General features: G+C 68.2%; 5 protein-coding genes and 1 riboswitch. Of the genes, 4 read left to right on the plus strand and 1 reads right to left on the minus strand.

The features are described 5' to 3' along the window. Positions 1-208 precede the first annotated feature (208 nt). From AC5P9I_RS08380 to AC5P9I_RS08395, 4 genes are all read left to right on the plus strand, one after another. The gene (locus AC5P9I_RS08380; RefSeq protein WP_130768310.1) at positions 209-2,005 is read left to right on the plus strand and encodes an autotransporter assembly complex protein TamA; all 1,797 of its coding nucleotides are present in this window, start codon (positions 209-211) and stop codon (positions 2,003-2,005) included. Then, a complete protein-coding gene (locus AC5P9I_RS08385; protein WP_130768309.1) occupies positions 2,002-5,859 on the plus strand; it encodes a translocation/assembly module TamB domain-containing protein in 3,858 nt (1,285 codons plus the stop codon). The genes AC5P9I_RS08380 and AC5P9I_RS08385 overlap by 4 nt, the downstream gene beginning before the upstream one ends. A gap of 137 nt (positions 5,860-5,996) precedes the next feature. Further along, positions 5,997-8,150: a S46 family peptidase gene (locus tag AC5P9I_RS08390; protein ID WP_130768308.1), complete on the plus strand. Its 2,154-nt coding sequence runs from the start codon at positions 5,997-5,999 to the stop codon at positions 8,148-8,150. Positions 8,151-8,285: 135 nt separating this feature from the next. Further along, positions 8,286-11,732, plus strand: coding sequence for a hybrid sensor histidine kinase/response regulator (locus AC5P9I_RS08395; protein WP_130768307.1), 3,447 nt, complete (start codon positions 8,286-8,288; stop codon positions 11,730-11,732). A gap of 163 nt (positions 11,733-11,895) precedes the next feature. Here AC5P9I_RS08395 and AC5P9I_RS08400 read toward each other — a convergent pair whose 3' ends face one another. Then, positions 11,896-12,471, minus strand: a complete 576-nt coding sequence (locus AC5P9I_RS08400) for a manganese efflux pump MntP (RefSeq protein ID WP_049471108.1) — start codon at positions 12,469-12,471, stop codon at positions 11,896-11,898. Positions 12,472-12,559: 88 nt separating this feature from the next. Next, a riboswitch (yybP-ykoY riboswitch) is annotated at positions 12,560-12,649 on the minus strand. Between the last annotated feature and the right edge of the window lie 214 nt (positions 12,650-12,863).

A 12,863-nucleotide genomic window follows, 5' to 3' on the forward strand; every position in this document is an offset into this window, starting at 1 on the left:
CGCATCGCATCGACCTGTGGTGCCGGCCAGCGGGCGGCACCACCGGAACACCGGCGGATGTCCATCGGGGTCATCGCCGGCATCGCGCACGATGCCGGCATCCTCGCCTGCGATTGCGATGATCGCCACAGAGGCGCGTATTTTGACCGCCACTTAACAACCGATCCCCAATGGCGTGATGCATTTCGCATCGTCACCTTCGGTCGGTATGCTGTCCCGCATGCAGCCAAAGAAATACGCCCTGCCGCTGATGGTCCTGTCGCTGGCCGCCACCTCCGTGGCCCACGCGCGCGGCACCATCGACAAGGTGGGCATCAAGGGATTGGACAAGGGCGACGACGCCGCAATCATCGAGAACATCCAGGAATCGCTGTCGCTGTACGACACGATCGGCAAGGAGCAGGGCGAATCGCGCCTGGAGTACCTGTTGTCGCAGGCCGAGCGGCAGACCCGCCAGGCGCTGGAACCGTTCGGGTACTACAACCCGGTGATCAAGGTCGAGGCGCCGCGCGAGGATGAGCATGTGCGCGTCTTGATCCATGTCGACAAGGGCACCCCGGTGACCGTGCGCCGCGAGCACATCGACATCACCGGGCCGGCGATGTACGACCAGTACCTGCAGGACGACCTGGCCGCCTTCAAGCCGCGCAAGGGCCAGCGCTTCGAGCACACCCAGTACGAAGCCAGCAAGATCACCATCACCCGGCGCCTGGCCGAGCGCGGCTACTTCGACGCCGACTACACCCAGCGCCAGGTGCAGATCACCCGCGCCGACAACGCCGCCGACATCGACCTGACCTGGGACAGCGGCCGCCGTTACAACATGGGCCCGGTACGCTTCCAGCAGGACTACTTCGTCGACAAGCTGTTCGATCCACTGGTCTACTGGGACCAGGGCAGTTACTACCACGAGGGCAAGCTGGACCGGTTGCGCGAGTCGCTGACCAAGCTGGACTACTTCAGCGTGATCGACATCCAGCCGCGCCCGGACCAGGCCGACGAGAACGGCGAAGTGCCGGTGGATGTGAAGCTGACGCGCGCCAAGCGCACCATCTACACCGCCGGCCTGAGCTACGGCAGCGAGAGCGGCCCGGGTGTGCGCGGTGGCATCGAGCGGCGCTTCCTGAACAACCGCGGCCACAAGATGAACACGCAGCTGGACTATGCGCAGAAGCGCAAGAGCCTGGTCACCAGCTATCGCATTCCGGCCTTCAACTGGCTCGACGGCTGGTACACCTTCGCCGCCAGCGCGTACGACGAGCAGACCGACTACATCGATCTGCGCAACTTCAAGCTGATCGCCAGCCGCAGCGGCGAGATCAACGAGCACTGGACCGCGATCGCCTCGATCAACGCACTGCGCGAGCGCTGGCGCTACGCGTCCGGCACCGAATTCACCGATGCCGTCTACAACACCTCGACGCTGGTGTACCCGCAGATGGTTGCCGACTACGTCAACGTCGACGACGAGATGTTCCCGCGCAAGGGCATCAGCGGCGCGGCGACGGTGCGTGCCGGCGTGGAAGGCGCTGGCTCGGATACCAGCTTCGTGCAGGCCAACGCCGTGCTGCGCTGGTACATCCCGGTGGGTGAAAGCAACCGCCTGATCCTGCGCGGTGAAGGCGGCACCACCTGGACCAGTGACCTGGTGGCGATGCCGCCGAGCCTGCGCTACTTCGCCGGCGGTGACCGCAGCATCCGTGGCTACGCCTACCGCGAAGTCGGCCCGCGCACGCCCAAACCCGACAAATACGCGCTGGGCGCCAAGAACCTGGTGATCGGCTCGGCCGAATACGAACACTATTTCAATGGCGGCCCCTGGGGCGCGGCGGTGTTCGTCGATACCGGCAGCGCCTTTGACAACACCATCGACCTGCACACCGGCGTCGGCTTCGGCGTGCGCTGGAAATCGCCGGTGGGCCCGGTGCGCATCGACGTGGCGCATGGCCTGAACAACCCGGATTCGCAGTTCCAGCTGTACCTGAACATCGGAGCGGACCTGTGAGCACGCCCGCACCGACCCCGAGCACGCCGCCGCCGCGCGTGCGCTTCTACCGCCGCCGCCGCTTCTGGGCGTGGTCCGGCGTGGGCGTGATCGGCCTGGTGCTGCTGGCCCTGCTGGCGGTGTACTGGCTGCTGCAGACCGTGGCCGGCCGCGATGTGCTGCTGGCCCAGGTGGTGGCGCGCCTGCCGGTGGGCGCCAGCTTCACCTGGGACAAGGTGGACGGCCCGGTGGCTGGCCCGCTGACCCTGTACAACGTCGACTTCCGCTACGACGACATCCACTTCCACGCCGAGCGCGCGCACCTGGAGCCGGACCTGCGCCCGCTGCTGGGCCGCAAGCTGCTGCTGGACAAGCTGGAGCTGACCAACGCGACGTTGAACCTGGCCAAGAGCGATGAGCCCTTCAAGCTGCCGTCGTGGCCCGATTCGCTGCCGCAGATCGAGATGCCGCTGGCGATCCAGGCCGATGTCATCGCCATCGATGGCTTCCGCATCAGCCAGGCCAACGAGCCGGTGATCGACATCAGCCGCGTGCGTGGCGGCATCGAGATCGCCAACGGCGAGTTCCAGGCGCACAAGCTGGTCGTGGACAGTGACCTGGGCAACTTTACGGCCCAGGGCCGCTACATCCCGGCCAAGGACTACGACACCGACGTGACCGTGACCGCAGTGCTGCCGGCGCCGCGCGGGCGCACCGCCGCTACGGTGGGCCTGGTCGCACGTGGCGACCTGTCGCACATGGAAGTGGCCGTAGCCGGGCGCGCGCCGAAGCCGCTGCAGGCGATGCTGGTATTCGACGGCCGCACCGACCCGACCTGGAATGCCACGGTACGCAGCGACGAACTGGATCTGTCGCTGCTCTCGCCGGCATTGGCGAGCTCGGCGTTTGCGCCGTTGTCGCTGGACTTCACCGCCGCCGGCAAGGGCGGCAATGCCAACCTGCGCGGCAGGGTGAAGCAGGGCGATCAGGAACTGGAACTGGCACCGTCGGTGGTGTCGCTGCAGGACCAGGTGCTGAAGGTCTCACCGCTGCTGGTGAAGGGCCTCGGCGGCGAAGCCCGCCTGGAGGGCACCGCTGACTTCAGCCAGGAAGGCCAGCAGAAACTCAATTTCTCCGTGGTCGCACGCGATCTGACCTACGTGCCGGCACCCGACCCGAACACGGCTGGCAGCGCACCGGTGCCGGTCACCCTGAAGGAAGCACGCTTCGGCCTGGCCGGTACCCTGAAGGCCTGGGCGGCGATCGGCCGTGCCGAGATCGAACGCGAGGCGCAGAAGGCGCAGCTGCAGTTCGACGTACGCGGCAATGACCAGGCCGCGTCGATCCACCAGCTGCAGGCGCAGACGCCGGGTGGCCAGCTGCAGGTGGAAGGGCAGGTGGCCTGGGCACCGCAGCTCGACTGGGATGCCAAGGCCACGCTGAAGGATTTCGACCCCGGCTACTTCGTGCCGGGCTGGAACGGCCGCCTGTCCGGCAACCTGGCCTCGAAGGGACGGCAGTTGCCGCCTCCAGCCAACGCTGCACCGGGCACGGCCGGCACGCTGGAAGCCACCGTCGACCTGCCGTCGCTGAAGGGCATCCTGCGCCAGCGCAACCTTGATGCACAGGGCAAGTTCGCACTGCAGGGCGCGCAGGGCCAGGGTGACCTGAAGCTGTCGCTGGGCAGCAGCCGGGTGACCGCGTCGGGCAAGGTCGGCGACCGCCTCGACATCGATGCACGTTTCGAACCGTTGCAGCTGAGTGATCTGCTGCCCGGTGCCGATGGTGGCCTGCGTGGCCAGGTACAGGTGAAGGGGCCGCGCGATGCGCCGGACATCACCGCCGACCTGGTCGGCAACAACCTCAACTGGGACGGCTACGGCGCCGAGAGCGTGAGCATCAAGGGCCACCTGCCGTGGCGCGGCGACAGCGGCGCGCTGGCGGTGCAGGGCCAGCAGGTCAACGCCGGCATGCTGCTGGAGCGCTTGAACGTGGATGCGCAGGGCAGTGTGTCCAACCTGCGCCTGGCTGCGCAGACCCGCAATGAGATGGGCGCGATCGAGCTGCAGGGCAGCGTGCGCCAGCAGGGTGTGCAGTGGCGTGGCGAGCTGGCCTCGCTGCGCGTCGCACCGGTGAAGGGCGATGCCTGGTCGCTGCGTGCACCGGCGGCGTTCGCGATCAACGGCAGCACCTACACCCTGTCCGAAGCCTGCCTGGCCGCCGCCAGCAGCGGCGCGCTGTGCGCACAGGCCAACTGGCCGCGCGAAGGCCTGGTGGTGCGCAGTGACGCGCTGCCGCTGGCGCTGGTGCAGCCGTGGCTGCCGCCGCAGTCCGGCCGCCGCATCTACCTGCGCGGCGACGTCAGCCTGGACGCGCAGATCCGCCCGCGTGGCGCGGCCTGGGAAGGCCATGTGGAAGTGCGCTCGAAGGAAGGCGGCGTGCGCCTGGGCGAGAACCGCAACACCGTGGGCGATACCACCCGTGGCGAGCTGGTGCGCTATGACCAGTTCTCGCTGAAGCTCGACATGACCCCGGCCAGCATCAAGGGCTACCTGGGCATGGGCTTCCAGGGCAATGGCTTCGTCGACGCCAAGATGCAGACCGGCTGGGAAGCCAGTGCACCGTTGAACGGTGAGCTCTACCTCAACATGTCGCGGCTGTACTGGCTGGAGCTGTTCTCGCCGGACATCGTGCGCCCGACCGGCCTGATCGAAGGCCACGTCAGCCTGCGCGGTACGCGCGGGCAGCCGTCGCTGGGCGGCGACGCGCAGCTGAGCAACTTCAAGGGCGAATTCCCCGCGCTGGGCCTGACCTTCGACCAAGGCAAGGGTAGTTTCGTGGCCCAGCCCGACGGTTCGGCCAAGATCACCGCGCAGGCCAATTCGGGCCAGGGCACGCTGTACGTGGATGGCGGCCTGTCGTGGTTCGGTGATGCACAGCCGCTGCAGCTGAAGATCCACGGCGAGAACGTGCTGCTGTCCAACACCAGCGAGCTGCGCATCGTCGCCAACCCCAACCTCGACTTCACCCTGGCCAAGGCGGCGATGGAGCTGCGCGGCACCGTGCACGTGCCCGAGGCCGACATCGACCTGGAGCGCCTGGACCGCGGCACCTCGGTGTCCGAAGACGTGGTGGTGCTGGACCCGGCCGATCCGGAAGAGTCGCGCACCTCGCCGCTGGACATGGACCTGACGGTCAGCCTCGGCGACAAGGTGAAGATGACCGGGTTCGGCCTGAAGGGCGCGCTGACCGGCAAGATGCAGGTCTGGGCCAAGCCCGGCCGCGAAATGACCGCCAATGGCGGCCTGGAAGTGAGTGGCCGCTACAAGGCGTATGGGCAGGACCTGACCATCACCCGCGGCAACCTCAACTGGAACTACAACGCGGTGTCCGACCCGCGCATCAACATCCGCGCCGAGCGCCGGATCGGTGATGTCACCGCCGGCATCGACGTGACCGGGCGTGCGCAGCAGCCGCGGGCGGACGTGTGGTCCGATCCGGCGATGTCGCAGTCCGAGGCACTGGCCTATCTGGTGCTGGGACGCAGCCTGACCGGTGCCAGCAGCGACCAGGCGCAGCAGGTTAACGCGGCCTCGGCGGCGCTCTCGGCCGGCAGTGGCCTGCTGGCGTCGCAGCTGGGTGCCAAGCTGGGCCTGGACGATGCCGGCGTGAGCCAGTCGCGCGCGCTGGGCGGCTCGGTGATCGGCGTCGGCAAGTACATCTCGCCCAAGCTGTACGTGGGTTACGGCGTGTCGCTGGTCGGTGCCGGTTCGGTGATCACGCTGAAGTACCTGCTGCGCCGCGGGTTTGATGTGGAAGTGGAGTCGAGCACGGTGGAAAACCGTGGTTCGATCAACTGGCGGCGGGAGAAGTAGAGCCACGCCATGCGTGGCTGCGGTGATTGCCGGCCAGCGGCCGGCACTACCGTGCGCGTCGCCCCAACCATCGGCCGTTGCCCCATCGGTCCCCAGCGGCTATGGTCCCGGGCTGTTCTGTACTGCCGGAAACGCCGATGTCTGCCCGCAAAGCCCTTCCCACCGCCCTGGCCCTGGGCCTGACCCTGACCCTCGCCGCCGGTGCCCACGCCGATGAAGGCATGTGGATGCCGACCCAGCTGCCGGACCTGGCCAAGCCGCTGCAGGCGGCAGGCTTCAAGGGCAATCCGGCCGACCTGGCCAATGTCACCGCGCCGCCGCTGAGCGCGGTGGTGCGCGCCGGTGGCGGCACCGGCTCCTTCGTGTCCGCCGACGGCCTGCTGCTGACCAACCACCATGTGGCGATGGGCGTGATCCAGTACAACAGCTCGCCCGAGCACGATTTGATCAACGGTGGCTTCATCGCCAACGGCCGTGCCGACGAGCGCCCGGCCAACCCGGACTTCCGCGTGCTGGTCACCGTCGGCTTCGACAAGGTGACCGACCAGGTGCTGGCGCAGGCGCGTGGCAAGACCGGCCGTGCCTACTTCGATGCCGTGGATGCGGCCAGCAAGCAGATCGTGGCCGAGTGCGAGAAGGACGGCAGCGTGCGCTGCTCGGTGGCCAACATGTACTACGGCACCGACTTCTACCGCATCGCCCAGCTGGAACTGAGCGACGTGCGCCTGGTGTACGCGCCGCCGCGTGCGATCGGCAACTACGGCGATGAGATCGACAACTTCATGTGGCCGCGCCACACCGGTGACTTCACCCTGCTGCGCGCCTACGTGGGCAAGGACGGCAAGCCGGCCCCCTACAGCAAGGACAACGTGCCCTACCAGGCGCCGGCGCACCTGCAGATGTCGGTCGAGGGCCCGAAGGAAGGCGACTACGCGATGCTGGCCGGCTACCCGGGCATCACCTATCGCCACCGCACCGCGGCCGAATTCGCCGGCCAGATCGATACCGTGCTGCCGCGCCGGGTGTCGGTGTTCCAGCAGATGATCGACACCATCGAAGCGGCCAGCGCCAAGGACGCGCAGGCCCGCACCCGCTACGCCTCGCAGCTGCAGTCGCTGAAGAACAACCGCAAGCGCGCCGCCGGCGAGCTGGAAGGCCTGCTGCGCAGCGACGCCAAGGCCCAGCGTGCCGCCGACGAGCGGGCCATGCTGGCCGCCACCGACCGCAGGTACCAGGGCGACATCAAGGCGCTGCTGGCCAACCTGTCGCAGGGCGCGGCGGTGGGCGAGCGCGACCTGCTGCTGGAACAGATGGCCGCACAGAGCCAGCTGCTGCGCTCGGCGCTGCTGCTGGAACGCCTGCGCATCGAATCGGCCAAGCCGGACGCACAGCGCGAGAGCGGCTACCAGCAGCGCGACCAGGCGATGATCGAAGGCGTGCTCAAGCAGGTCCAGCGTCGCTACGCGCCCGAGGTCGAGAAGGCCCTGCTGACCACCCTGCTGACCCGCTACCAGCAGCTGCCCGACGCGCAGCGCGTGGCCGAGTTCGACGCGGCCTTCGGCCGTACCCCGCAGCAGTTGGCCACGGCGCTGGACACCCTGTATGCCGGGACCCAGCTGGGCGATGAGGCGCAGCGCCTGTCGCGCTTCGCGGCTGCGCGCGAAGGCAAGGCCCTGGCCGCCGACCCGCTGATCGCCGTGGCCGGCCCGCTGGTGGCCGCGCAGCTGCGCATCGAGAACGAGAGCAAGACCCGCGAAGGCGAGCAGCTGCGCCTGCGCCCGGCGTACATGCAGGCGCTGTTCGCCTGGCGTGCCAAGCAGGGCCGCGCGGTGTACCCGGATGCCAACCGCACCCTGCGCATCAGCTACGGCAAGGTCGAGGCGCTGCACCCGCGCGATGGCGTGACCTACTCGCCGGTGACCACCGTGGCCGGCATCGTCGAAAAGAACACCAACGCCTATCCGTTCGATGCGCCCAAGCCGCTGCTGGCGGCGATCGCCAAGGGTGATTTCGGCAGCACCGCCGACCCGGCGCTGAACACCCAGACGGTCAACTTCCTGACCAACCTGGACACCACCGGCGGCAACTCCGGCTCGCCGGTGCTCAACGCCAAGGGTGAACTGATCGGCCTGAACTTCGACAGCAACTGGGAGTCGGTCAGCGCCAGCTGGTGGTTCGACCCGCGCTACAAGCGCGCCGTGCACGTGGACATGCGCTACCTGCGCTGGCTGCTGGCCAAGGTCTACCCGGCACCGGAACTGCTGAAGGAAATGGGCGTGCCGGCCCAGTAAGACGCCGGCCACGACCCACGGTCGTGGCCCGCACCACGTAGGCCCCCACCCTGGTGGGGGTGGTTGCCCCCAACGCGCCCGCACCCCCGGCCACGCCTGGCCTACACTGCGGGTTCTTCCGACGGAAACGCGCGCGTGGTCTCCAGCTGGATCCTGCTGCTGGTCTCGGTTGCCTATGCCGCGCTGCTGTTCGGCGTGGCGTGGTGGGGCGACCGTCGGCCGATGTACCCCGACCGGCCGTGGCTGCGGCCGGTGGTCTACAGCCTGGCACTGGCCGTGTACTGCTCGTCGTGGACCTTCTACGGCGCGGTCGGCACCGCCGTGCGCAACGGCGTGGGCTACCTGCCGATCTACATCGGCCCGCTGCTGCTGCTGCTGTTCGGCTGGCGCATCATCGAGCGCCTGGCGCTGATTGCGCGCAGCCAGAACGTGGTCTCCATCGCCGACTTCATCTCCTCGCGCTTCGGCCGCTCGCGGCGGCTGGCGGCGCTGGTGGCGATCATCGCGTTGATCGGCATCATTCCGTACCTGGCCCTGCAGTACAAAGCGGTGGCAATGAGCCTGCAGGTGCTGACCGGCAACACCGGTCCCACCGGCTTCTTCACCGATCCGGCGCTGTACGTGGCCCTGCTGATGGCGCTGTTCGCCACCCTGTTCGGTACCCGCCAGGTCGATGCCACCGAGCACCACCACGGCATGATGCTGGCGATTGCCTTCGAATCGGTGATCAAGCTGCTGGCGATGCTGGCCGTGGGCGTGTTCGCCTACCTGTGGCTGAGCAACCGCACCGACGCGGTGGTGCAGTCAGTGCATACGCTGTTCACCGGCCTGCCGCCGGTGGGCTTCATCTCGCAGACGCTGCTCAGTTTCCTGGCCATCATCTGCCTGCCACGCCAGTTCCACGTGGCCGTGGTCGAGTGCGGTGACGTGCGCGACGTGCGCCGCGCGCGCTGGATGTTCGGCGGCTACCTGGTGCTGATCTCCGGCATGGTGCTGCCGATCGCCACCGCCGGCGTGACCCTGTTCGGTACCGGTGGCAGCGTGGCCGACGACTCGATGGTGCTGGCCCTGCCGCTGGCCGAGGGCCGCAACGCGCTGGCGCTGATCGCCTACGTGGGCGGCTTCTCGGCGGCCACCGGCATGGTCATCGTCTCGTCCATCGCGCTGGCCACCATGGTCAGCAACGACCTGGTGATGCCGGTGCTGCTGCGTCGCAGCGGCGACCACCAGGAGGCGGCCGACGTTGCCTCGCGCGTGCTGTGGATCCGCCGCCTGGCGATCCTGCTGCTGGCGCTGATGGCCTACAGCTACTACCGCACCAGCAGCAACGACAGCACGCTGGCCTCGTACGGTCTGATGGCGTTTGCGGCGGTGGCGCAGTTCGCGCCCGGGCTGATCGGCGGCCTGTACTGGCGCGGTGCCAGCCGGCGCGGCGTCGAGGTGGGCATGCTGCTGGGCTTTGCCACCTGGCTGTACACCCTGCTGCTGCCGGCGATGACCATGGCCGGCTGGGTCGATGCCGCCTGGGTGCAGCACGGCCCGTTCGGCATCGAGTGGCTGCGCCCGCAGCAGCTGTTCGGCATGACCGGTTGGGATCCGCTGACCCACGGCACGTTCTGGTCGCTGCTGGTCAATGCGGCGACGATGATGCTGGTGTCCGCACGCTGGCGACCCGGTGTCGACGAGCGCCTGCGCGCCGCACCGTTCCTCGACCCGTATGCCGAGCGCCCATCGGTGGCCGGTGGCTGGCCCGGCCACGTGCACGTGGGCGACCTGCTGGCGCTGGCCTCGCGCGTGGTCGGCGAGCGCCACGCACGGCGCTCGTTCTTCGAGCAGGCACAGTCGCTGCGCCGCGAGCTGCAGTCTTCGGCGCCTGCGGACCGACCGTGGGTGCAGTTCACCGAGCGCCTGCTGGCCGCGTCGATTGGTGCGGCCTCGGCGCGCCTGCTGCTGACCAGCCTGCTGCGTGGTTCGGGCATGGACCTGGGCGAAGTGGTGGCGGTGCTCGACGAAGCCGGGCAGGAGCTGCGCTTCAACCGCGAGATCCTGTCGACCACGCTGGAGAACATCAGCGCCGGGGTCAGCGTGGTCGATCCGGACATGCGCCTGACTGCGTGGAACCGCCGTTACCAGGACATGTTCGGCTACCCCGACGGCATGCTCTATGTGGGCCGCCCGGTCGCCGACCTGATCCGCTACAACGCCGAGCGCGGCGAGCTGGGCGAGGGCGATATCGAAGTGCAGATCAACCGTCGCATCGGCTACATGCGCGCCGGCTCGCCGCACGTGTTCGAGCGCACGCGCAGCGACGGCAAGGTGATCGAGATGCGCGGCCAGGCGCTGCCCGGTGGCGGTTACGTGACCAGCTACAACGACATCACCGACTACAAGCACGCGGAAAAAGCACTGCTGGAAGCCAACGAAACGCTGGAACAGCGCGTGGCCGAGCGCTCGCATGAGGCCGAGGTCGCGCAGCAGTCGAAGACCCGCTTCCTGGCGGCGATCAGCCACGACGTGCTGCAGCCGCTGAACGCTGCGCGCCTGTTTGCTTCCGCACTCCGCGACAGCGACCACGTGAGCGATGAACAGAAGCACCTGGCCGAACGCGTGGATGCGTCGCTGCGTGCGGCCGAAGAACTGCTCGATGGCCTGCTGGATGTCTCCCGGCTCGACGCCGGTGGCCTGCACCCGGTGATCGGCGAATTCGACGTGAGTGCGTTGATGCGCGAGCTGGCGGCGCAGTACACCCCGGTCGCCGCCGGCCGTGGCCTGCGCCTGGACCTGTTTGCGCGCCCGGCCTGGGTGCGCAGTGACCGCCGCCTGCTGCGGCGCGTGCTGCAGAACTTCCTGGCCAACGCGCTGCGCTATACCCGCCAGGGTCGCATCGTGCTGGCGGTGCGCCAGCGTGGCGATGAAGTGGAGTTGCAGGTCTGGGATACCGGCCCGGGCATTCCCGAGCACCACATGCGGCAGATCTTCGATGAGTTCCACCGCTACCAGCAGCCGTTCGACTGGGGTGAGCAGGGGTTGGGCCTGGGCCTGTCGATCTGCCAGCGCATCTCGCGCCTGCTCGACCATCGCCTCAGCGCGCGCAGCCGGGTCGGCAAGGGCTCGATGTTCTCGATCATCCTGCCGCGGGTGGCAGCGCTGCCGGGCTATACGGACCTGGCCGCGCCGGTACAGGCTGTAGCCGCACCCGTGCGCAGCGACTCGCTGGCGGGCCTGCGCGTGCTCTGCGTGGACAACGACGAGGAGATCCTCGACGGCATGCGCGCGCTGCTCGGTCGCTGGCAGGTGCAGGTGATCACCGCCGCCACCGTTGACCAGGCACTGGAGAAGATCGCCGAGCGCCCGCAGGTGATGCTGGTGGACTACCACCTGCACGACCGCATGGACGGCCTGGATGCGCTGGTGGCGTTGCGCCAAGCAGCCGGTTACCCGCTGCCGGGTGCGCTGCTGACCGCCGATGGGCGTGACGAACTGAAGCGGATGGCACGCGAACGCGGCTACCGCGTGCTGACCAAGCCGATCAAGCCGGCCTCGCTGCGTGCCTTCCTGGGCGCGCTGCGCGACGCGCAGTAGTGCCGGCCGCTGGCCGGCAACCACGACGTGAAACCATGCCGGGCAAGCCTGGCATCTACCAGAGCTTCATCAGCCCGGCAGTAGATCCACGCCATGCGTGGATGTGACGTCTGGTAGTGCCGGCCGCTGGCCGGCAACCACGCAATCGCTCGCTCTCGGCGTTTTACCCCACGCCGTGCAGGTGCTCGTACAGGATCGTCGCGCCGATGATCACCAGGATCACGCCACCGATGATCTCGGCACGCTTGCCGACCATGCTGCCCAGCACGCGGCCGAGCATGATGCCGACGGTGACCATGGTCAGCGTGCACAGGCCGATGACCGTGGCCATCACGCCGATATGCACGTCCATGAAGGCCAGGCCGATACCCACCGCCATCGCGTCGATGCTGGTGGCGAAACCGGTCAGCGCCAGCTTCCAGAAGCCGTGATGCTGCGAGGGGTCTTCGTCGTCCTCGGCACTGTCCGGGCGCAGGCCGTTGTAGATCATGTGGATGCCCAGCGCGCCGAGCAGGCCGAAGGCGATCCAGTGGTCGAAGGCTTCGACGTACTGCAGCGCGGCGCGGCCCAGCAGCCAGCCGATGATGGGCGTGATCGCCTCGATGACGCCGAAGATGATGCCGGCACGCAGTGCGTCGCGGAACACCGGCTTGCGCATGGCCGCACCCTTGCCGATCGCCGCAGCGAAGGCATCGGTGGACATGGCAAAGCCGATCAGGAGGATCGAAATGGGGGACATGGACAGCTGCTGAGGTCGGGCAAGGACGGACGCACGGCTCGCGCTCGCGCCCAACCTGACGTTGCGCGCGCGGGCCGCTGGTCTCGCCAACCATCATGGTTGTCCACGCCACGGCGCACTGGCCGAGTATGTTGACGTGGACGATTCCTGCGAAGGAATCCGGCTACTCCCCAAGGGGACGCGAAGCTTAGCACCGCGATTCGCGCGTGGCGCATTTCCAGTGAAACGCGCAGGCAGGGCTGGTTTGTATAGCGATGGCTATATCGCGAGCGCAGCGGTGCCGGGTAGTGCCGGCCGCTGACCGGCAGCTGCGTCGGTAGACGCGTGCCAAGCAAGCTTGGCACCTACCAGGGCGTTTTCAGGCGTTCCAGGTGACTGCCGGCCAGCGGCCG

The sequence above is a fragment of the Stenotrophomonas sp. YJH_SMC_29 genome, from assembly GCF_059371235.1.

Bases quoted from the DNA above. Each gene is read 5' to 3' on its own strand.
- AC5P9I_RS08380 (WP_130768310.1), top strand. From the start codon at position 209: ATGCTGTCCCGCATGCAGCCAAAGAAATACGCCCTGCCGCTGATGGTC.
- AC5P9I_RS08390 (WP_130768308.1), top strand. From the start codon at position 5,997: ATGTCTGCCCGCAAAGCCCTTCCCACCGCCCTGGCCCTGGGCCTGACC.
- AC5P9I_RS08400 (WP_049471108.1), bottom strand. From the start codon at position 12,471: ATGTCCCCCATTTCGATCCTCCTGATCGGCTTTGCCATGTCCACCGAT.